Genomic DNA, 20,656 nt, shown 5'->3' on the forward strand with positions numbered 1-20,656 from the left:
CCGATTTTCAGCTTTCGGGATGTTTCACTCTTTCGGCCCTGGGCCGGAAGCTGCCCCGGTTGAACGGTACAGGTGCCGACTTTGGGGGGATAAACCGATGAAACGAATACAAAATTGTCTGGCAATCGGAGCGCTTATCGCTGTTGTCGCAACTCTGGCCGCATGCGGCGGCGGCGGCGGCGGTGGCGGCGGCGGGGGAACCGGGGGCACCGGAAGCACCACGTTGACCGCGCCGACCCTGACGCTGACCCCGCAAAGCGTCAAGACCTTTCACTTCACCTGGACCGGCGGCAGCGGCGCGACCGAGTACCGGCTGCTGGAAAACCCCGACGGCAGCTCCGGCTATACCCAGGTGGGCGCCCCCGCCGTCACCGCCACCAGCTACGACCTGGCGGCCTCCCTGCCCGGCCGCATCAACGCCAGCTATATCCTGCGGGCGTGCAACAGCGACGCGTGCACCGACTCCGCGCCGGTTGCCGTCAGCGGCACCCTGGCCGCCGCGGTCGGTTATGTGAAGGCCTCCAACACCAGGGCCCAAAGTTTCTTCGGTTACAGCATCGCCCTTTCCGCCGACGGCGGCACCATGGCGGTCGGGGCGATAGGTGAGTCCAGCGGCGCCACCGGTATCGGCGGCGACCAGAGCGATACCTCGGCCGTCGGCAGCGGCGCGGTGTATGTCTTCACCCGCAGCGGCCTCGCCTGGAGCCAGCAGGCCTATGTGAAGGCCTCCAACACCGGGGTGAGCGACAACTTCGGCAGCAGCATCGCCCTGTCCGCCGACGGCGGCACCATGGCGGTGGGGGCGGTAGGCGAGTCCAGCAGCGCCACCGGTATCGACGGCAACCAGGCCGACAATTCGGCCGTCGGCAGCGGCGCGGTGTATGTCTTTACCCGCAGCGGCGCCGCCTGGAGCCAGCAGGCCTATGTAAAGGCCTCCAACACCGGGGCGGGCGACGGGTTCGGCATCGGCGTCGCCCTGTCCGGCGACGGCGGCACCCTGGCGGTCGGGGCCGCCTATGAGGGCAGCAGCGCCACCGGCATCGACGGCAACCAGGCCGACAACTCGGCCAGTCAAAGCGGCGCGGTGTATGTCTTTACCCGCAGCGGCGCCGCCTGGAGCCAGCAGGCCTATGTGAAGGCCTCCAACACCGAGGCGGGCGACTGGTTCGGCACCAGCGTCGCCCTGTCCGGCGACGGCGCCACCCTGGCGGTCGGGGCGGTCGGCGAGTCCAGCAGCGCCACCGGCAGCGACGGCAACCAGGCCGACAATTCGGCCGTCGGCAGCGGTGCGGTGTATGTCTTTACCCGCAGCGGCGCCGCCTGGAGCCAGCAGGCCTATGTGAAGGCCTCCAACACCGGGGCGGACGACCGGTTCGGTTACAGCGCCGCCCTGTCCGGCGACGGTGCCACCCTGGCGGTCGGGGCGGCCTATGAGGACAGCAGCGCCACCGGCATCGGCGGCAACCAGGCCGACAACTCGGCCGGTCAAAGCGGCGCGGCCTACGTCTTCACCCGCAGCGGCGCCGCCTGGAGCCAACAGGCCTATGTCAAGGCCTCCAACACCGGGACGGGCGACCTGTTCGGCTACAGCATCGCCCTGTCCAGCGACGGCGCCACCCTGGCCGTGGGGGCGATAGGGGAGTCCAGCAGCGCCACCGGCATAGGCGGCACCCAGACCGACAATTCTAACTACATTAATAGCGGCGCGGCCTACGTCTTCACCCGCAACGGCACCGCCTGGAGCCAGCAGGCCTATGTGAAAGCCTCCAACACCGGGAAAGACGACTGGTTCGGCGGCAGCATCGCCCTTTCCGGCGACGGCGGCACCCTGGCGGCCGGGGCCATCCATGAGCACGGCGGCGCCACCGGCATCGGCGGCAACCAGGCCGACATCTCGGCCAGCAACGGCGGAGCGGCGTACCTCTACTAACGGGCTGCCGACTTTCCACCGGCTGTGTGTGCCTGCCCGGCAGCCCGGCCCCGGCATTACCCCGGATTACCCGGCAAAGCCCCTCTGCATCGGAGGGGCTTTGTCCGTTTGCAGAGTCCGGTTGGTGGGTGTGGAGGCGCGCGTTGCCACAGGCGGGCGGCGATCCTGTTACCTTACGGAGGCGTATGATGGAATTCGACATCAGATTTGATTGCAATGGGGTGGATTGGCCGCTGGTCGCGGAAACCCTCGAAAAAGTCGGCATGGCGCACTTCGAGCCGGACGCCCACCGAAGGGCGTTCGAGGCAAGCCATACGGTCGTGTTTGCCTACCACGGGGGCCGGTTGGTCGGTTTTGGCCGGGCCATCTCCGATGGGGTCTACCAGGCGGCCGTCTATGATGTGGCCATACTGCCGGAATTCCAGGGCAAGGGCCTGGGCCGCGCCATAATGACCAACATCCTTTCCCGCGTCTCCCACTGCAATGTCATCCTGTACGCCTCCATCGGCAAAGAGGCGTTCTACCGCACCCTCGGCATGCGCACGATGAAGACCGGCATGGCGTTGTTCAAGAATAGCGAGGCAATGGCTGTGAAAGGATTTACCGATTGAGTGGTGGAAATATGGGGAGTGTCCCTAGTTTCTCCCATAAGGGGACATGATCGATTCGCGACGTATTTGGCGCCTTGGTTCCAAATGTCGGAACTGATCCTTTCAGGTACCCCCTGTGTTGGCGGCGGCCCGGTAAAAGTCGGATTTATCGAGTGTTACCGGTGTGACCGGCATCCCGTAGAAATCGGAGGCTTGGGCACGTATCTTTGCGCCCAGATTCGTTAAGATCGCGACCGTGGTATCGCGGGCGTCACTGACAAGCGAATCGCCGGTATGACAGAAGAAATCGTCGAGCGAGTAACGGGCGAGCTGCTTTCCGACCCCCAGGCCGCGGAATTTTGGTTCGACCGCAAACCTCCCCCAGTGCCATTGCCCCTGTTCGTTCCAGCACGCGACGACACCGACAACATACTCGCCGGCGCGAGCACACCACCATTGCACGGGATATTCACGGGGAATAGGTATGAGATCTTCGGGAATACCCTGTTCCTTCGAGAAAACATCGGCCATAAACGCAATAGCTTCATCGCGATATGTCGGTTGCATCCTCTCAAGCGTCAGGCGCATTCCGCTTTCGACAAAATTTCGCCTGAACGCCTTCATGCGCAGCAGGCGCAACCCGTCCAGAATGATCCCAATCTCGTGCCCGTCGAGTCCATCCAATAGTGCCGAAACCTCACGGTCGGCGGCATGATTTGCCTTCGCAAGCATGTCTCTGCCGTGCGGAAGAAGAGAAAGCTGTTTTTGCCGTTTGTCGGCAGGGCTTTTGATCATGGCGAGATACTCTTTTGCCTCCAGAGCGTTAAGCGCCCTGCTTAACGACGCCTTTTCGATATTCAGCTGTTTGCACAATTCGAAAAAAGATGTGGCGCCGTTGCGCTCCAGGTAGGTCAATATATGCGCCTGCAACAAGGACAGGTTCGACTGCCAGCAATTTTTGCCAAGCAAACCCAACTCCCTGACTAAAAAACGCAATTCGCTTCTGATGTTGGATATCTGGGACATTTCGTTACCCCGCCGCATATTGTTGATAGTATCAACAAAATAATTTGAGGGTAGCTATTTGTCAACAGAATTGTGGGTTCCATGTATCTCTGCATGGTGGTTGCCGCGTCAGGTGACGCGGCGGTGGGGGCGGGGTGGAGAGGCCGCAGTGGGGAGGCAGGTTGGACGTATTTGGTGCCTGACCCCTGATTGGCCCTCATGGATTTTTTGTACGCGATTCACTATAATGTAAGAAGGAAAGAGGTGAAACATATGAGGTGCGAATATAAAGACGGCTTCAAGGTCGATTACGGTGGATCGCTGCACATCACCAAAGGAAGCGGGGTTGACGTTGTAATAGGGAGAGGTCAAATACCTGCCAACGTCAAGAGCTGCCTGGATTCAGCGGTTACTCACAACAGTTGCCATGAATTGAGGGCGGCTTCGAGGGCAGCGACCAAAAACATACAGACGAAACTTGAGATGGAATAACAACGTCCCAAGATCATGTAACTATGCAGTTATGTGCAAAGCCGGTCTCATCATTGAGAGCGGCTTTTGATGTATCATCGTTTGAAGAAGGCTGTATGCCCGACACCCCCGCAACCACGTTACACCCTGTATGCCCGCATCCGTCTCGTCATCCCTGGTGCAGACGAATTCAGTTAAATGGGGAGTGTGCCTGTTTTAGTTCCCTCATGTTTTTTTCGGGTAAGGAAAAAGAGGCGGGCCTGCCCCTAGATTTTCTCTTTTTGTGTAGGATGTAGACTTGACCCTCGCTTATTTCCTTTCTTAAATCTCTCAATCCATGAATTAGATAATAAAAAAAGCATTGGATTTGTAAACTGATCCAATAATAGATTCATTTCTGGAAAATAACCTCTTCTACGCGCGCTATCAACAGCAACAGTCAACAATAAATTTCTATAAGAATCTGGAATATTGTTTGTTTCTACCACTTGTTTGAACTCAGAAATACTTAAATATTTTTTTGATAAAATAATAAATTTATCCAGCAATATTTTAAAAATAATATCGAATTCATTTTTACTAATTGATAAATTATCAGAGTTTTCAATATTTGATTTTTTAATTGAAGCTTTTAATTCAATACAATCCTTTTCATATATGTGGAGACTATCACTAATTTGATAATAACCGCCTAATTTTAAATCAAGCCACCCTGCAAGTATTTCCTGTAGCATCGTAAATTGAACGATATTGTATGGGGTTCCTCTGTAAAGATCGTTGCTGCGCATCACCTGCGTCCATTCCAACTTACCCTCTCTGATCTTCAACATTGAAAACAAGTTACACGGTATATCTAACGAAACAGGAACACCGTCTTCATTTGGCAAATCTGATTTGGCATCCCAAATCTGGATCACGACTTGCCTGCTGGTAGGATTCTTTTTTAAGGCATGATAAGCACGTTCAAGCTGGTTAACGCCAAAGTGGTTTATTATTCTATATCCGTATGCTCCGTGGTATTTTTCGAAGTTTCCCACAAATTTGGGCAACGCAGGATTCCAAAAATTTATAAAGCTAGCATCGTTGCTGCCTGACAATATCCAAAACACTTCAGCAATTGCAAAGGCGGGGTTCATCGCAGGCAATCTTGAGGTAACCCATCGTTGTCTTGGATTCTCTATGTACAAGTTTGCATGAAGAATTTCACGCATTGCTCCCAAACGGCTTTGCTCAAAAGAACTCAGTTCGTCACTTTGCAATGTGCTGATTGCCTGACGCCAAACGTCATCAGCAGTTTTTCCAGAAAAGGCCCTTATCATGGGGTTGTGCCTAGTCCTATCTTATGGTTTAAGCCCCACTTCGGTGGATACCAATAGTCAATAGATTTTGCTATCGGAGTGAATTTTTGCTTAATCCTCAAGCGACCCGTTATTCCTGCAATTTCTGGGTGCTTTACTCGCGCATACTTGTCAACCTCGCAAAATATATTCTGGCAGTCAATCAACTGCAAGGGTCGCCCCCAAAGCGATTTGAATGATAGCCCAAGTTGTTCAAATTCGATATCCTGCCTTTCCGTCACCATCCTAATAATATCTGACTCATCAAGCCCTCCCAGATCGCTGAAACACTTGCGAATGCCGTCACGCGCGCCAGGCCCTGGCATGACAAACTCCATCTCGCTAAAATTCAGTAAAGGACTGTAATTTAAATCAGTAACGAACTGATAGGCAAGGAAATCTCCAATAGAAGGATAAGAACGCAACAATGCGAACGCTTTTGCCATAGACTGTACATCCGACAACTTGGCATAAAGTATGTCTGCCATCATTTGCTCGAGCAACTTGAGATGCATTCGATGCTTTTTTGAGTATGGTGATTTGGGGCCGCCTGATGGCATGATGTAAGCTGCCGAATATATTCTTGAGCCACTTTCGATGATTTTTGTCAGGACAGCGTCATAACGATCAAAAGAATACTCAGCAAAGGATACAGCCCCAAACGCATGAGTAAGCCGCTCCCACGTTTCAATTTTGTTAAAGAACTTGAAAAGCATGGTCCGAAAGAAAACTTCGGGAGCACTTTGATCGCCTGAGTATATGACGTTTTTTATAAGATACTGGCTTACGCGATCAGAAGCGCGGTAACAATTGGTAAATTTGTGTACCCGCAAAATTGGGTCAGAGGTCCAAGGAGGAAGTGAGTTTTTCATTCGTGCAAAAAAAATTTCCTGCCTCTCAGCGGCAAAGCGCCAATAACTTTCGTAGACGACAGTTGCCCTTGCTGGCAATAACTTACTGATGATTTCAATTTTTGGTGGCGGGATGGCTACATGCGGGTCAAGGCTCAGTTGATATTGTTCAGGTGAACGTTTCCTAATCACGGTTTTCCTTTGCGAAGTTTTCATATACTTCGATTATTTGTGCTAATGTGTCCTGAGGTAATAATTCGTTTGTTATGATCTCAACTTTTGAGTGGTTACGCTCATGCGCAACAACCTTTTCGTATGCGTCTAATAATTGGTCCCAGTGTTTGACCTCTGAGGGCTTCAAGCTATTTTGACGCTTTAAATAAAAAATACATACTGGCTGAAATTCGGCCCAGTGCAATTTTTCGATTTCGATTAGTTTTTTGAGTGAGTCGAAATTAGCTCCAAATAGACTACCATAAACAATCGTTGACCACCAGAACCTATCCAGTACAATTGAATTGCCGGCACGTAATGAGGGTAAAATCTCTGACTCAATTGCATCTATATGGGCTGCAACATGGAGCATCTGCAAACTTGTTGCATTTATGGTGTTGATATCACCATCATAAATTTTGTGATGAATTTCATTGACGTGCTTGCCGAGTGTGCCTGACCTGCTGCCAGGGAAAGAAAAGTAGCTGCATTTTTTACCTGTTGAATTTAGATGGGCAGAAAACTGCTTGGAAAAAGTTGTTTTTCCCGTGCCATCCGGCCCTTCAAAAACAAATAAATCGCCACTGAGCATGTCCAAAATGTTCACCTACTATTTAATTTTAGCAAATAGAAACTTTAAAATAATGGCACTCAATATTGCTAACAGAGAACCACCCACACTGTATATTATAGTAATATAATGTTCTAATTTTATGTATTTTTTTTCGTATTCATGCCGGAGATCATCGATTTCTTTTTTAAGTGCATTGGGTGAAGCAATTTGGCCTCGTAACATATTTACATCGTCTGCTGTAATGTGACGTTGGTCCTTATGGACTCCATTGTATTCATCAGAATTACCATTATCCATATCTGCGAACCAAATTGGGAAAGCGGCTTGACCTCTTTCTAGAACAATTGGTTTCGGGCCTGCGTTGTACACAGCAAATTTTAGCCGTCCCGTAAAGCCAGGATCCACATGGAATCCTGAAACATTAACTAATCCGCGAAATTTAATGGCAGCACGAATTGATATAAATCCTATCGAATTTTTAGGAATTGTTACGGTCTCTTCAGTCAATATTATTGCGAATTGACCAGGCTCGATACTAATTTGACCGTAATTACTGTTCATAACAGTTTTTACTTCATTTACTGTTATAAATGACTCAGGGCCAACACTCAATAGGTATTGGCCATTACTTATTCTGGTATTATCAAATGGCAGTACTAAATAGTCTGAAACTTGTCTGATTCTTATAGTATCAGTACCCCAAAAAGCCATATATCAGAACACTCCATTAGTTTTATCAAATGATTTTACTGGTTGATTGATCAACTCTTTTTGCTGCTTTTAAAAAGTTAAACGGGAAAGCGATAACCCGATTCCTATCTTTGGAATAGCGCTGCTCTATATCATCGATAAAGGCAACTATGTTATTATCACTAAGTTGCATTTTTTGGTAATTTCTTCCGTTTTGGTATTCTATCAATTCTAATTTTACCGTCGGGGCATCCTCACCAAAGTAATAAAAAAAATCTGAAATCAATACATTATCCGAGAAGGTGTCGATTCTAACATTGTCATGATTTAGTGAGCCGTCAGGATTGCTATGCTGTGAATCCTCTTGTTTCCAAGATTCATCTCCTTCTTCTTTATGATATATATTGTCACCAACCATCATCACTAAGCTGCCGTTTCTCTGAGGCTTTTTCCTTTGAAAACGTGAGTCAAACCAATAATCATTAAAGCTCAGTATTTCAGTAACCTTCATAAGATAAATGCATCTACCAACTGCGTTCAGTCGGTCGCCACCAACTCCAACGATCCAATCTCCAAGTTGTGCGCTTTTCCTTATCCTGGCTTTACAAGTTGCAAGAGTGCAATACCCGTGAAATGGATTTGGAGCAAACCCAAAATCTCTATCAACAACATAGATGTATAAATAATTCATCATGTTTATGCGCACCTCACGTGAGCGCCGTCCTTTCTCGGGCTTGGGCTGCCGTCTGGGTTTTGAAAAGAAGTAATACCATTAATTGCATCAATAATTGACTTGGGGTTCCATTCAACTATTGATGTCCCAAGGGCAGACAATGCTTCGGGAATATCAGGTTTGTCTTTAAGTCCTTGTTCATAAACTCCAACTATGTTTTTGCCCTGCTTAACGGCTTCAGTAATCTCCCAATTGACCCATTTTCTTTCATGAGTCTCCTTTCCAATGAGAACTATCACTGTGCCCGCCCACGACATTTTCATCCTGAGTAGTCTCCTGATGGTTGAATCTTCTACAAGCCCCTTATCTAATCGTTCTTGATTTGCTGGTTTAGCACGAATGGAGCTATTTCGAATGTTGCATCCATTATTAGCAAGCAAATCAGTTAAACTATCAACATGCTTATCGTCTTTGTGATGATGGCTAATAAATACATTTCTTGTCTGATTCATTTTTATTTCTCCATTTATGAAATCAGATGCATTTCACCCATAACTTTTAAAGAGATAAGTTTTTTAGACCCTGCATAATCAAATGAATACATTCATCGACAAAGGGTGTTTCCATCAATCGCAAATAGGTTAATTCATCAAGCCCAGAATTTTTCGATAGAGTGGGGATGGCGATTCCCTCAAGGGCCGTCTTCACCTGTCTGTAATCCGCGTGCATACCATATTTTGATGCGATTGTTTGGACATCAACGTATCCGGCGTTGTGGCTGTTCTGCCATGCTTCTGTAAGTGAGTCTGGATATGGCGCTTTGCGTAGCACTTTGCAAACATCGCCCACGACACCACCAAAAGCGCCCAGCAGGTAAATGGGCTTGCTCTTGTCAATAGCGATAAGGATTTCTTCTAAAACCCCCGGCATTTTCCCGCTGTATCCCGAAAGCTTTCCACCTGCACAAATACGAGCATGGGAGGAGTCTATAGATAACACTCTCATCTCTGTGAGACATCGCGACCAGATATATTTATTTTGAGGCGTGGACGGTGGCAGGAAATTATCCTTATCGATATCGTTGGCAATATCATCCGGAATGTCGTATTCAACAGTATCCATGACTGCCTTATAATTTGCGCGCCACGCGGTCATTTCTTTGTCAGCTTTGTGGATTGGCCACGACAAGTGGTTCTCTACATGGATGACGTCGGTGTTTAGGCGGTTTTTTAATGCAATAGCTTCGTCAAGGATAAACTCTGTAAAACCGTTCTTACGCAAGTCTCCTCCATAAATCAAAGTTGCTGATCTGGCAAGCAGGTGCCGAGCAAGGTCTTGAGCAAGTCTTATAGATTGATTTAATGGAAGATGATTTTCCTGGAATCCATCACTTGGAACTTCTGATATGGAAATGCCTACTCTCAAACCATTTAAAGAGTGATCTTCAGAGCTACTCCATAGAGGAGTAAACGTGTCAATTTCAAGCTGGTGATGCCAATCTGCCTCCTCAGAGTAAATAGGAGGTTCTGGATAGCAGATTTTCGTAAACGTACCTTCTGCTTTCAACGCAAGGATTTGACGAATTTCCGGAGGGCGAGAAAAGATTGCACAATCGTCACCAATCCACCCACGTACTTGATAGTGCTCAAGCGATTTCAGAGCATGGCAATGACGAATAGTTTCCAAAATTGCAGTGGTAAGAACCTTTAGAGTTTCTGGTTCACTAAGCGGCGGCTTAGGCGATATATGTACGCATGGCACATTTGAACCTGCTGGAAAGATTCTGTCTTCATAATTTTCCAAACAGTTAACAGCAATCATTGGCCGGTGATACTTTTTTGCACACAAAATTTCCCGTTGGCACCAATATCGTGAAGAGTAGTCATCGCTACAAATTGCCACCATTGTTGAGTCTTCAATGTGTTTGATTATCTCTTCATTGAACTTAAATCCAGGGGAAATTGTTGTTGCATCAAAGAAGTGCGACATGTTTGTGTTTTCAATAAACCGCTTGATCGTCTCCGCATGAAGGCGGCCAGTGTTCCCACTTTTGGCGTGGCTAAGAAATATATTTATGGAAGACGATTTGCCCTTGTCACCTTCTCCAATTTCAACAAACCCGTGACGGTAAATTTCATGTGCCATGGTAAGTATCGTATTTTGAACCACAGACTCGTAATGCCATTCGTATGCGCGAATGAAATTAATATCCTTAAGGCATCCCTCTCCGCCGTGCCCGAGCCCTTCGCGAGTTAACGCTACGGGAACAACTCGCATTGTCTCATTACATGGAAGATTGCTTATATAGCTGTCCCACGAAGCACGTCCTCTCGTGTTTACGCTTGTAAATACAAATAATATATTCCGTGTTGCGAGTTCCTGTGGGTTGTTGTTTGGTACAATAATCGGATTATTGGAGCTATAAAAAAAGATGGGGATATTCAAGTTACGGGAAAATGGTCGATTAATATCTCTAGAAAGGTATTTTGAGACTGCTTTGAGGATTGGATCAATAACATCGTTGTCCGACGGGTGCCAAATGAAGTGAATCGCAAGGGGAGGACTATATTGTGAAGGCATTATAGCCACCTCTCCATCATGAGAGCGGCTTCCGAGGGCATGCCTAATGGAATGAAACATCGCAGGTCTGCCATTTGCAACCTCGCTCTTATAAAGACACCTTAATAAAATCGATTCAATTGTACACCCACAAGCACAGGTTTCAACAACAAAATCAATATGTTAAAATAATTAACACTCCCCCGAAAATGTTAAAAAAATTAACATAAAAAGACCATTTCAGCCCTCTTGCCCCCAACCCCCCGACATCACACAAAAAAAGCCCCCGAATCCCATTCGGAAGCCCGCCTTTGTATCATATTGACCCACACCCTCCCACACAAGCGCCGCACCCAAAACACCATCTGTCCACGAAAGACACGAAAAACACGAACGCGAACGAACCACGAGGATGAACGAAAAAATCGACCGTTCACACGAAAAGGTTAGCCGCTTTTGTCCATAATCGTCAGGCCTTGTTCGTGTCTTTCGTGCTTTTCGTGGACCGGCCTTGGTTTTAAGGCTGGCTACCACCCCAAAAACAAAAACGCCCCGCCGGTATCCCGGCAGGGCGTTGGTACGCAGGGCAGGAAGGTTTTACGCTGCCATTCTCTGATTTTTTGCAGCGGGGCTTTGAACAAGCCGGGGGATGGCGTCAAGCAGCTCCAGAATAGCGGGGCGGACACGTTCCATGTCGTAGGACGCCTGCAACGATGTCCAGAAATCCGGCGTCGTGCCGAAGAACCGCGCCAGACGCAAGGCGGTATCCGCCGTTATGCCCCGTTTGTGGTGCACGATTTCGTTGATCCTGCGGGGAGGCACCCCGATAGTCACCGCCAGCCGGTGCTGGGTCACCCCCAACGGCTCCATGAAGTCATGCTGCAACACCTCTCCCGGATGAACAGGGGCGAGTTTCGTCCCGTCCGATACATCCGAATAATCCATTTTTTCCAAATCTTCGCGCTTGATTGTCATTACGGCTGCTCCTAGTGATAATCCACGATTTCCACGTCTTCGGCGCTCCCATCCTCCCAGCGAAAGCAGATACGCCATTGGTCATTGATCCTGATGCTCCATAATCCTTTTCTGTCGCCCTTCAACGTCTCCAGCCGATTGCCGGGAGGGATGCGCAGGTCGTCGACCATCCGGGCGGCGTCCAACTGCTTGAGCTTGCGACGCGCCGTTTGCTGCATGTCGAGCGGCAAGCGACGAACGGCAAGGCCGGTAAATATGGCGGCTGTCTCTTTGGATGCGAAACTGCGGATCATGGGAAAAGCATAACTCTATCCGTTATTAACGTCAAGCGTTATGGTTGTTCGTGGTTTTCGTGCTTCTCGTGGACAATCGCGGTATTGAGGGTTGTTTGAGGACGGCGACCACCCCCGGCCCCTCCTGAACCAGGAGGGGAGGAAAGCACCGCCCAACGCTTCCCCCTCCTGGTTCAGGAGGACCCTCTGGGGCCTAAAGGGGGCAGGGGGTGGTAGATAGCCCCTCTTCCCCCTCCCTAACCCTCCCCCGCTGGGGGAGGGGATACGTAACAAACAAAAAACGCCCGCCGGTGTCCCGGCAGGGCGTCAATATCGATATGCAAAGGGCGGTTATTCCCCCAGGTAGGCCTTCCTTACCTCGGGGTTGCGGGCCAGTTCCCCGGCGTCGCCGGAGAGGACGACCTCGCCGGTTTCCAGCACATAGGCGCGGTTGGCGATGGAGAGGGCCATGGAGGCGTTCTGCTCCACCAGCATGATGGTGGTGCCGGCCTTGTTGATCTCCACGACGATCTCGAAGATCTTCTCCACGAGCATGGGGGCCAGACCCATGGAGGGCTCGTCCAACAGCAGCAGGCGCGGGTTGGACATGAGGGCGCGCCCCATGGCCAGCATCTGCTGTTCGCCGCCGGAGAGGGTGCGGGCCGGTTGCTTGCGGCGTTCGGCCAGGCGGGGGAACAGGGCGAAGGCGCGTTCGATGCCCTGGGCGACCTCGTGCTTGCCGGGGAGGATGAAACCGCCCATCTCCAGGTTTTCCTGCACGCTCATGCGGGCGAAGACGCGGCGGCCTTCCGGGACCTGGCAGATGCCCTTCTGCACGATCAGGTGCGGGGCCATGCGGGTGATCTCGGTGCCTTCGAAGGCGATGACGCCGCCCACGGAGGGGACGATGCCGGAGATGGTGTTCAGGATGGTGGTCTTGCCGGCGCCGTTGGCGCCGATGAGGGCGACGATCTCCCCCTGCTCCACGCGGCAGGAGACATCGTGCAGGGCGCGGATGGCCCCGTAGTTGACGGAAAGGTTCTCGACCGACAGCATCAGTGGCTGGCTCCTTTTCCCAGGTAGGCTTCGATCACGGCCGGGTTGGCCCGGACCTCCTCGGGCTTGCCTTCGGCGATCTTGACGCCGTAATCCAGGACGGCGATGCGGTCCGAGAGACCCATGACGAATTTCATGTCGTGCTCCACCAGGAAGACGGTGACGCCGGTGGCCCGGATCTTGCGCACCATCTCCAGGAGGGTCTGCTTTTCCTGGGGGTTCATGCCGGCGGCCGGTTCGTCCAGGAGGAGCAGGGCCGGTTCGATGGCCAGGGCGCGGGCGATCTCCAGGCGGCGCTGTTCGCCGTAGGGGAGGTTGCAGGCTTGCTCGTAGGCCTTGTGGGCCAGGTCCACCTGGGTCAGGCAGCGGATGGCCAGTTCCAGAAGGCGTCCCTCTTCCCTGCGCACCGGGGGGAGCAGCTTGAGCAGCGCGCCGGTCAGGTTCCAGGTGCCCCTGGTGTGGGCGCCGATGAGGACGTTCTCCAGGACGGACAGCTCGTTGAAGAGGCGGATGTTCTGGAAGGTGCGGCCGACGCCGCCGCCCGCGATGACGTGGGGGGGCAGCCCGGCGATGCTTTTGCCCTTGAAGCTGATGCCGCCTTCGGTGGGGGGGTAGATGCCGGTGATGAGGTTGAAGATGGTGCTTTTGCCGGCCCCGTTGGGACCGATCAGGGCCATGATCTCGCCCTCTTCCACATCCAGGTTGACGCCGTTCACCGCGACCAGGCCGCCGAAACGGATGGTGGCGTTATCGAGTTTGAGCAGTGCCATCAGTGTTTCTCCTCCCGGACGCGGACCGCGCCGCGCGGCTTGATCCCCAGCTTGCGCAGCGCCAGGTCGGTGAAGTTGACGCCGCCCAGGAGGCCGTTGGGCCGGAAGACCATGAGGAAGACCATGAGGGCGCCGTAGACCAGCATGCGGTACTGGGACATGAAGCGGAGGAATTCGGGCGCGGCGGAGAGGATGGAGGCGCCGAAGACCGCGCCGGGGATGCTCCCCAGGCCGCCCAGGACGATCATGCTGAGCATGTCCACGGATTTGAGAAAGCCGAAGTCCGACGGGTTGATGTAGCCCAGGAAGTGGGCGTAGAGGCAGCCGCCGACCCCGGCCATGAAGGCGCTGATGGCGAAGGACTGGACCTTGTAGCGGGCGATGTTGATGCCCATGGATTCCGCCGCGATCTCGTCGTCCCGGATCGCCTTGAACGCGCGGCCGAGCCGGGAGTTCTGGATGAAGGTGGAGGCGATGATCATGAGGACGGCGACGATGAACACGATTACGGGCATGGGCAGCGACGTCTGCGGGGTGGGGACGGTGAGTCCCAATGCCTTGTTGGTGATCTCCAGGTTGAGGAAGACGACCTTGACGATCTCGGCGAAGCCCAGGGTGCAGATGGCCAGGTAGTCGCCGGTCAGCCTGAGGATCGGCCAGCCGATGACGGCGGCCACGAGGGCGGTGAAGAGGCCGCTCGCAAGCAGGTTGAGGTAGAAGGGGGTGCCGGTCTTGAGGGTGAGCAGCGCCCCGGTGAAGGCGCCGACGCTCATGAAGGCGGCATGTCCCAGGGAGAGCTGGCCGGTGAGGCCGGTGATGATGTTGAGACCCAGGGCCAGGGTGATGCCGATGCCGATGTTGACCAGGATCTGGAGGAAATAGGGGTCTATGGAGTTGACGAGGCCGTGCAGCATGTTCAGACCTTTTTCAGGATTTTGCGGCCCAGAAGGCCGGTGGGCCGGACCAGCAGCACCAGGACGAGGATGGCGAAGGCTATGGCGTCGCGGTATGAGGAGTAGCCGATGGCGACCCCGAAGACTTCGGTGACGCCCAGGAGGAGGCCGCCCAGCATGGCGCCCGGTATGGAGCCGATGCCCCCGAGGACGGCGGCGGCAAAGGCCTTGAGGCCGGCCATGAGGCCCATGTTGAAGGAGACGGCGTTGAACAGCATCCCCACCAGGACGCCGCCGGCGGCCGCCAGGGCCGAGCCGAGGGCAAAGGTGAAGGAGATGACGAAGTTGACGTTGACCCCCATGAGGGCCGCGGTGTTGTAGTCTTCGGAGGTGGCGCGCATGGCCTTGCCGATCTTGGTCTTCTGGACGATGAATTCCAGGCCGATCATGAGGGCCGCCGAAACGCCGATGATGAGGATCTGCAGGGTCGAGATGTCCGCCTTGCCGATGTGGACCTGCCGCGAATGGAAGGCCTGGTCGGGGAAGCCCTTGGCGTTGGCGCCGAAGATCATGAGGGCCAGGGACGAAAGGAAGATGGAAACGCCGATGGCCGAGATGAGCGCCGAGAGCCGGGAGGATTTGCGCAGGGGACGGTAGGCGATGAATTCGATCACCACGCCCAGGACCATGCAGAAGATCATGGCGCAGGCCATGGCCACGAAGATGTTGAGCTTGAACACGCCCACCATGAGCAGGCCGACGAAGGCGCCCATCATGAAGATCTCGCCGTGGGCGAAGTTGATCAGGGCGATGATGCCGTACACCATGGTGTATCCCAGGGCGATCAGGGCATAGGTGGAACCGAGGGCGATACCGTTGATGAGTTGTTGCAGAAACATGCAGGTCATCCCGTCAAGGAGTAAAGTATCTGATTAAATGAATCTTTTACAACGAAGGGCACTGCTTTTTATCACAGTAAACACTATGTCTGCAAGCGAATTGTTTGACCAATTCGATTTTGTTTGATTTGAGCAAAGCGTTCCGTGCTATACAGAACCCAAAACGGAAGGTTACCGTAATATAAAACGTAACATGAAACGTAATATGAAACCTATGCCTTCGAACGACCGTCAAGCCCTCCGCGGATGCTGCGCACTGGCCGCCGCAGCCTCGATCTGGGGCGGTATGTACGTGGTCAGCAAGTACACCCTGGACTACATTCCTCCCTTCACTCTCCTGTGGTTACGGTATGTTACAGCATTTGCCACCCTCTACCCGCTGGCCCGGCGCCAGCAGGCCGCACCGCTGAATCGTAGCGACCATCGGGCCTTCATCGCCATCGGATTTGTGGGCTACTTCGTCTCGGTTGGCCTGCAATTCATCGGAACGCGTCTTTCCTCAGCACATAACGGCGCCATCCTCACCTCCGCCAGCCCGGCCTTTATCCTGCTGTTCGCGTGGTTCATGCTGGGGGAGCGCCTGACCCCCCGCAAGCTGCTCTCCGTCCTTCTGGCGAGCATTGGGGTTCTCATCGTCGTCGGCTGGGACTCCACCGCGACCGGCGGCCGGGTGCTGGCCGGCAATCTGGCCCTGATCGGCGCCGCCGTCACTTGGGCGCTTCTATCGGTCCTGGCCCGAAAATTCTCGGCAGGCCTGTCTCCTCTGGTCATCACTACGTGGGCCATCTTCTGGGCTACCCTGATGACGACCCCGGCCATGATCATCGAATGGCGCTTCTTGCCGGTCAGCGGCCTGGGCAATCCTCTGCTCTGGGGGGCGGTGCTCTACCTCGGGGTCGTCTCAACCGCAGGGGCCTTCTATCTCTGGAACAAGGGGATGAGCCTGGTGGAAGCCGGTACCGGTTCGATCTTTTTCTTCCTGCAGCCGGTGGTGGGGGCGCTCTTGGGGTGGCTGGTGCTGGGAGAACATCTGTCGTTGTCGTTCTTTGCCGGGGGCGGGGTGATTCTATTGGCGGTGCTGATCGTTTCCTACCGCCGAGCCTGAAAAAAGTATTTGCCACAGAGCCGCAGAGTCACAGGGGTAATAAAAGAAAAATGTAACGCCACAATCCCTGAAGTCTCTCTATTCCGGTGATTATGGCGTTACGAGGAAAATCCTGTGATTTCCTCTGCGTCTCCGTGGCCTAAGCCGTGCTATACCTGCACCACTTCCTTGATGCCGGGGACCTGTTCCTTCACGGCCCGCTCGATACCCATTTTGAGGGTCATGGTGGACATGGGGCAACTGCCGCAGGCCCCTTTCAGGCGGACTTTGACGACGCCGTCGTCGGTCACCTCCACCAGTTCCACATCGCCGCCGTCGGCCTGCAGGCCGGGCCGCACCATTTCAAGTACCTTTTCGACTTCTGCTTTCATCGTTGCTCTCCTTTTTGGTATGTGTAATGCCACAAAATCATGAAAACCGAACCACCAGGACAGGATGGGGCAAGGTTGTACCGCCTCACGCCTCTCATCCCGTGTATCCTTGCAAAACTGTTTTCACCCCTGTGTTTCCTCGCTTAGGCCCTTTCAGCGCAATGGCAGCCCCGGCTCGGTCAGATGTTCCGGCTTCATGACTGCTTCCAGTTCCGCCTCCGGCATCAGGCCGCGTTCCAAGACGATCTGCCGAATGGATCTGCCGGTCGCCACCGATTCCTTGGCCACGTCGGCCGCCGCGTTGTAGCCGATGTAGGGCGCCAGCACCGTGACCAGCCCCAGTGAATCTTCCAGATAGCGACGGCAACGCTCCTCGTTGGCCCGTATCCCCAGTATGCACGATTCGGTGAGTTTGCGCACGCCGTTTGTAAGCAGTTCCATGGCGAACAGCACGTTGTAGGCAATCAGCGGCATCATCACGTTCAACTCCAGCTGTCCGGCCTGGGCCGCCAGCATTACCGCCTGGTCGCAGCCGATCACCTGAAAGCAGACCATGTTGACCATCTCGGCCATGGATGGGTTGATCTTGCCCGGCATGATCGAGGAACCGGGCTGGACTGGCGGCAGACGAATCTCGTCCAGACCGGTGCGCGGGCCGGATGAGAGCAGGCGCAGGTCGTTGGCGATGCGGCCGATGGCGACCGCTGTTCCCCGCAAGGCCGAAGAGAGGGCCAGGAAGGGTTCCATGTTCTGCATTGCCTCGAACAGGTTCCCACTGGCAGTGACCGGAAGGCCGGTATCAGCAGCCAACTCCTCTATGACGCGCTTGATGTAATCCGGCTCGGCGTTCAGGCCGGTGCCTACGGCGGTGCCGCCGATACCCAGTTCCAGAAGCGCCGGAAGGCACCCCTCCAATCCCTCGCGGCTCCGGCGCACGGCCTCCGCATAGGCGCCGAACTCCTGGCCCAGGCGGATCGGTACCGCATCCTGCAAATGGGTGCGCCCGGATTTGAGGATCGGATCAAACTCCCGCGCCTTGCCGGCCAGGGCTTTTTCCAACCCTTCCAGCACCTCCAGCAGCGGGTCGAGCATTCTGAGCGAGGCCAGGCGGATGGCGGTGGGGATCACGTCGTTGGTGGACTGGGCCATGTTGACGTGGTCGTTGGGGTGCAGGATGGAAAAGTCTCCCCGCGTGCGCCCCAGAAGCTCCAGAGCCCGGTTGGCCAGGACCTCGTTGATGTTCATGTTGTGGGAGGTGCCGGCCCCTGCCTGGAAAGGATCGACCACGAACTGTTCGTCGAATCTCCCCGCCAACGCCTCGTCGGCCGCCGCCACGATGGCGCCGCCGATCTCGGCGGAAAGCCTGCCGCCGGCCATGTTGGCCTTGGCAGCGGCCTTCTTAATGGCAACCGTGGCCCACACAAAGGCGGGGTGGGGTTTCAGGCCGGAGATGGGAAAGTTACGCACTGCCCGTGCCGTCTGGGCGCCGTAATACGCTTCGGCCGGGACTTCCATCTCACCGAAGGTGTCTTTTTCGATACGCGTGGTCATACATGTCCCCCCTTTCTCACGTTCTACGGCTACTCATCATTTTACCACGGAGGAGCAAGGGGAGAGCATGAAACTTCCCGTGAAAGGGCACCGGGATCCTGGGCATCAAGGTTTCTTCTCGAATTTGATAGCTGTGCCTCTGACATTGGTACAGGTATAGGAAAAGATGTTGTAGATTGGTATGAAGCCATAAAGACTACTGGAAACAGTGACATTCAACAAGGCATCACCCTTGCTGTCCTCCAATGCTTCTTCCACGGCGGCGGAAAACGAAGAGTTGCCAAAGGGAACTACGTTCAATAAAAAGAAACGGCATGCTTCACCTTCGGCGGTGCCGATCTCTGTGTACGGCTGGCCGTTCCTCAGCAAGGCGCCGGGGTCGCCCATGTTTTTGGTCACCATGCCCACACTGCCTACCGAGGTGCACCCGGCACAGAGCATTACCGTCGCCAGTGCAGTCCACAACCTTTTCATCGGTCCTCCCCTGTCGTCATGACATTCATGTATGTCGTAGTCGTCTAACCGACCAGAATCCTTGCAAACCTTCTCTTGCCGATCTGGACGATATACTCGCCGTTGGCGGTTAACTCCAGATTCGTGTCGCTGGCCTTCTCGCCGTTTATTTTGACGCCTCCCTGGTCGATGGAACGCCTTCCCTCGCCATTGGATTTGGTCAGGCCCGCCTCGGTCATGGCCTTAACCAAAAGCACCGGGCCGTCGGCCAGGGAGTAGCTTACCTGGGGCATCTCTTCTGGAATCTCATTCTCCTTGAAGCGTTTGACGAAATGTTCTTCCGCCGCCTCGCCGGCCCCGGCGCCGTGGAAGCGGGAGACGATCTCACGGCCTAAGGCCTTTTTGGCCGCCATGGGATGGATGGAATGGTCCTTCAGCCCCGCCTTCAGCTGTTCCAGTTCAGCCAGCGGCATGTCGGAGAGCAGTTCGTAGTAGCGCAGCATCAGGTCGTCGGAGATGGACATGACCTTACCAAAAATTTCGTCGGGAGTCTCGCTGATACCGATGTAGTTGCCCAAGGACTTGGACATCTTGTTAACCCCGTCCAGTCCTTCCAGAAGCGGCATGGTCAGGATGCACTGGGGCGGCTGGCCCCATTCCCGCTGCAACTCGCGTCCCATGAGCAGGTTGAATTTCTGGTCGGTGCCCCCCAACTCCACGTCCGATTGGAGCGCCACCGAATCGTAGCCTTGGATCAGGGGATAGAGGAATTCGTGGATGCTGATCGGCTGCTGGGTGGTGAAGCGCTTGTGGAAGTCGTCGCGTTCCAGCATGCGGGCCACGGTATACTTGGAGGCCAGGCCGATCATGCCGCCGGCGTCCAGTTTGTTAAGCCATTCGGAGTTGAAGACCACCTTGGTCCTGGCCGGGTCGAGGATCTTGAAGACCTGTTCCTTGTAGGTCTCGGCGTTCCTGAGCACATCCTCGCGGGTCAACACCTTGCGGGTTTCGGATTTGCCGGTGGGGTCGCCGATCATGCCGGTGAAGTCGCCGATCAGGAAGTTTACTTCGTGCCCCAACTGCTGGAACTGGCGTAGCTTGTGGATCAGTACGGTATGGCCCAGGTGGAGGTCCGGGGCGGTCGGGTCGAAGCCTGCCTTGATCTTCAGGGGAACGCCGGTCTTGAGGGACTTTTCGAGCTTTTCCTCCAGCTCCTTCTCGATCAGGATCTCAACGGCGCCGCGCTTGATGACGGCCATCTGTTCTGCTACGGACATGTCACTAACTCCCAAGAAAGATTAAATTTGAAAATCTGCCACAGAGATACTGAGGAACACAGAGAAAACCGAAACGCAAGGCAGGGATTCTGGGTTAAAGGCCCTGAGTATTACTCTCTCTGATTTTCTCTGCGCCTCTGT

General features: G+C 53.9%; 21 protein-coding genes. 3 read left to right on the forward strand and 18 right to left on the reverse strand.

Translation table 11 applies throughout. The annotated features are described in order from the left end of the window. Positions 1-97 precede the first annotated feature (97 nt). Positions 98-1,930: an FG-GAP repeat protein gene (locus LDN12_RS00820; protein ID WP_223920718.1), complete on the forward strand. Its 1,833-nt coding sequence runs from the start codon at positions 98-100 to the stop codon at positions 1,928-1,930. A 188-nt stretch (positions 1,931-2,118) separates the two neighbouring features. Continuing rightward, positions 2,119-2,541, forward strand: coding sequence for a GNAT family N-acetyltransferase (locus LDN12_RS00825; protein WP_223920720.1), 423 nt, complete (start codon positions 2,119-2,121; stop codon positions 2,539-2,541). 102 nt (positions 2,542-2,643) lie between these two features. Here the strand turns inward: LDN12_RS00825 and LDN12_RS00830 are convergent, their stop codons facing one another. The 14 genes from LDN12_RS00830 to LDN12_RS00895 form a co-directional block, all read right to left on the reverse strand. Continuing rightward, positions 2,644-3,489, reverse strand: coding sequence for a bifunctional helix-turn-helix transcriptional regulator/GNAT family N-acetyltransferase (locus tag LDN12_RS00830; RefSeq protein WP_223920722.1), 846 nt, complete (start codon positions 3,487-3,489; stop codon positions 2,644-2,646). 773 nt (positions 3,490-4,262) lie between these two features. Then, positions 4,263-5,315 carry a thymidylate synthase gene (locus tag LDN12_RS00835; protein ID WP_223920724.1) on the reverse strand — a complete coding sequence of 351 codons (1,053 nt, stop codon included), beginning with the start codon at positions 5,313-5,315 and terminating at the stop codon, positions 4,263-4,265. Continuing rightward, positions 5,312-6,376, reverse strand: coding sequence for a nucleotide kinase domain-containing protein (locus LDN12_RS00840; protein WP_223920726.1), 1,065 nt, complete (start codon positions 6,374-6,376; stop codon positions 5,312-5,314). Before LDN12_RS00840 ends, LDN12_RS00835 begins: the two co-directional genes overlap by 4 nt. Beyond that, positions 6,369-6,989: a hypothetical protein gene (locus LDN12_RS00845; RefSeq protein WP_223923999.1), complete on the reverse strand. Its 621-nt coding sequence runs from the start codon at positions 6,987-6,989 to the stop codon at positions 6,369-6,371. The genes LDN12_RS00840 and LDN12_RS00845 overlap by 8 nt, the downstream gene beginning before the upstream one ends. Before the next feature lie 18 nt (positions 6,990-7,007). Then, complete coding sequence (locus tag LDN12_RS00850) at positions 7,008-7,682, reverse strand: hypothetical protein (protein WP_223920727.1); 675 nt, start codon at positions 7,680-7,682, stop codon at positions 7,008-7,010. A 25-nt stretch (positions 7,683-7,707) separates the two neighbouring features. Then, a complete protein-coding gene (locus LDN12_RS00855; RefSeq protein ID WP_223920728.1) occupies positions 7,708-8,355 on the reverse strand; it encodes a hypothetical protein in 648 nt (215 codons plus the stop codon). A gap of 2 nt (positions 8,356-8,357) precedes the next feature. Beyond that, positions 8,358-8,846 carry a TIR domain-containing protein gene (locus LDN12_RS00860; protein ID WP_223920729.1) on the reverse strand — a complete coding sequence of 163 codons (489 nt, stop codon included), beginning with the start codon at positions 8,844-8,846 and terminating at the stop codon, positions 8,358-8,360. 46 nt (positions 8,847-8,892) lie between these two features. Further along, positions 8,893-10,914, reverse strand: coding sequence for a TIR domain-containing protein (locus tag LDN12_RS00865; RefSeq protein ID WP_223920730.1), 2,022 nt, complete (start codon positions 10,912-10,914; stop codon positions 8,893-8,895). 576 nt (positions 10,915-11,490) lie between these two features. After that, on the reverse strand, positions 11,491-11,868 hold the full coding sequence (locus LDN12_RS00870) for a HigA family addiction module antitoxin (protein ID WP_308464297.1): 378 nt from the start codon (positions 11,866-11,868) through the stop codon (positions 11,491-11,493). 11 nt (positions 11,869-11,879) lie between these two features. Continuing rightward, entirely contained in the window at positions 11,880-12,161 is a 282-nt protein-coding gene (locus LDN12_RS00875; protein WP_223920731.1) for a type II toxin-antitoxin system RelE/ParE family toxin, read from the reverse strand. 330 nt (positions 12,162-12,491) lie between these two features. Further along, positions 12,492-13,196, reverse strand: a complete 705-nt coding sequence (locus LDN12_RS00880; RefSeq protein ID WP_223920733.1) for an ABC transporter ATP-binding protein — start codon at positions 13,194-13,196, stop codon at positions 12,492-12,494. Beyond that, positions 13,196-13,966, reverse strand: a complete 771-nt coding sequence (locus tag LDN12_RS00885) for an ABC transporter ATP-binding protein (protein WP_223920735.1) — start codon at positions 13,964-13,966, stop codon at positions 13,196-13,198. The genes LDN12_RS00880 and LDN12_RS00885 overlap by 1 nt, the downstream gene beginning before the upstream one ends. After that, entirely contained in the window at positions 13,966-14,880 is a 915-nt protein-coding gene (locus tag LDN12_RS00890; protein ID WP_223920737.1) for a branched-chain amino acid ABC transporter permease, read from the reverse strand. The genes LDN12_RS00885 and LDN12_RS00890 overlap by 1 nt, the downstream gene beginning before the upstream one ends. Before the next feature lie 2 nt (positions 14,881-14,882). Then, entirely contained in the window at positions 14,883-15,758 is an 876-nt protein-coding gene (locus LDN12_RS00895) for a branched-chain amino acid ABC transporter permease (RefSeq protein ID WP_223920738.1), read from the reverse strand. Between the two features lie 205 nt (positions 15,759-15,963). Here LDN12_RS00895 and LDN12_RS00900 point away from each other — a divergent pair, with 205 nt between their 5' ends. Continuing rightward, complete coding sequence (locus tag LDN12_RS00900) at positions 15,964-16,863, forward strand: DMT family transporter (protein ID WP_223920739.1); 900 nt, start codon at positions 15,964-15,966, stop codon at positions 16,861-16,863. 149 nt (positions 16,864-17,012) lie between these two features. Here LDN12_RS00900 and LDN12_RS00905 read toward each other — a convergent pair whose 3' ends face one another. The 4 genes from LDN12_RS00905 to tyrS form a co-directional block, all read right to left on the reverse strand. Further along, positions 17,013-17,234, reverse strand: coding sequence for a NifU family protein (locus LDN12_RS00905; protein ID WP_149211774.1), 222 nt, complete (start codon positions 17,232-17,234; stop codon positions 17,013-17,015). Between the two features lie 153 nt (positions 17,235-17,387). After that, on the reverse strand, positions 17,388-18,785 hold the full coding sequence (locus LDN12_RS00910; protein ID WP_223920740.1) for an aspartate ammonia-lyase: 1,398 nt from the start codon (positions 18,783-18,785) through the stop codon (positions 17,388-17,390). A 105-nt stretch (positions 18,786-18,890) separates the two neighbouring features. Beyond that, entirely contained in the window at positions 18,891-19,259 is a 369-nt protein-coding gene (locus tag LDN12_RS00915; RefSeq protein WP_223920741.1) for a TRL-like family protein, read from the reverse strand. Positions 19,260-19,303: 44 nt separating this feature from the next. Next, positions 19,304-20,515, reverse strand: coding sequence for a tyrosine--tRNA ligase (gene tyrS, locus LDN12_RS00920; protein ID WP_223920742.1), 1,212 nt, complete (start codon positions 20,513-20,515; stop codon positions 19,304-19,306). Between the last annotated feature and the right edge of the window lie 141 nt (positions 20,516-20,656).

It is taken from the genome of Geobacter sp. AOG2 (assembly GCF_019972295.1).
Lineage (GTDB): Bacteria > Desulfobacterota > Desulfuromonadia > Geobacterales > Pseudopelobacteraceae > Oryzomonas.

Bases quoted from the DNA above. Each gene is read 5' to 3' on its own strand.
- LDN12_RS00820 (WP_223920718.1), top strand. From the start codon at position 98: ATGAAACGAATACAAAATTGTCTGGCAATCGGAGCGCTTATCGCTGTT.
- LDN12_RS00825 (WP_223920720.1), top strand. From the start codon at position 2,119: ATGGAATTCGACATCAGATTTGATTGCAATGGGGTGGATTGGCCGCTG.
- LDN12_RS00835 (WP_223920724.1), bottom strand. From the start codon at position 5,315: ATGATAAGGGCCTTTTCTGGAAAAACTGCTGATGACGTTTGGCGTCAG.
- LDN12_RS00845 (WP_223923999.1), bottom strand. From the start codon at position 6,989: ATGCTCAGTGGCGATTTATTTGTTTTTGAAGGGCCGGATGGCACGGGA.
- LDN12_RS00850 (WP_223920727.1), bottom strand. From the start codon at position 7,682: ATGGCTTTTTGGGGTACTGATACTATAAGAATCAGACAAGTTTCAGAC.
- LDN12_RS00855 (WP_223920728.1), bottom strand. From the start codon at position 8,355: ATGATGAATTATTTATACATCTATGTTGTTGATAGAGATTTTGGGTTT.
- LDN12_RS00860 (WP_223920729.1), bottom strand. From the start codon at position 8,846: ATGAATCAGACAAGAAATGTATTTATTAGCCATCATCACAAAGACGAT.
- LDN12_RS00865 (WP_223920730.1), bottom strand. From the start codon at position 10,914: ATGCCTTCACAATATAGTCCTCCCCTTGCGATTCACTTCATTTGGCAC.
- LDN12_RS00870 (WP_308464297.1), bottom strand. From the start codon at position 11,868: ATGACAATCAAGCGCGAAGATTTGGAAAAAATGGATTATTCGGATGTA.
- LDN12_RS00875 (WP_223920731.1), bottom strand. From the start codon at position 12,161: ATGATCCGCAGTTTCGCATCCAAAGAGACAGCCGCCATATTTACCGGC.
- LDN12_RS00880 (WP_223920733.1), bottom strand. From the start codon at position 13,196: ATGCTGTCGGTCGAGAACCTTTCCGTCAACTACGGGGCCATCCGCGCC.
- LDN12_RS00885 (WP_223920735.1), bottom strand. From the start codon at position 13,966: ATGGCACTGCTCAAACTCGATAACGCCACCATCCGTTTCGGCGGCCTG.
- LDN12_RS00890 (WP_223920737.1), bottom strand. From the start codon at position 14,880: ATGCTGCACGGCCTCGTCAACTCCATAGACCCCTATTTCCTCCAGATC.
- LDN12_RS00895 (WP_223920738.1), bottom strand. From the start codon at position 15,758: ATGTTTCTGCAACAACTCATCAACGGTATCGCCCTCGGTTCCACCTAT.
- LDN12_RS00900 (WP_223920739.1), top strand. From the start codon at position 15,964: ATGAAACCTATGCCTTCGAACGACCGTCAAGCCCTCCGCGGATGCTGC.
- LDN12_RS00905 (WP_149211774.1), bottom strand. From the start codon at position 17,234: ATGAAAGCAGAAGTCGAAAAGGTACTTGAAATGGTGCGGCCCGGCCTG.
- LDN12_RS00910 (WP_223920740.1), bottom strand. From the start codon at position 18,785: ATGACCACGCGTATCGAAAAAGACACCTTCGGTGAGATGGAAGTCCCG.
- LDN12_RS00915 (WP_223920741.1), bottom strand. From the start codon at position 19,259: ATGAAAAGGTTGTGGACTGCACTGGCGACGGTAATGCTCTGTGCCGGG.
- tyrS (WP_223920742.1), bottom strand. From the start codon at position 20,515: ATGTCCGTAGCAGAACAGATGGCCGTCATCAAGCGCGGCGCCGTTGAG.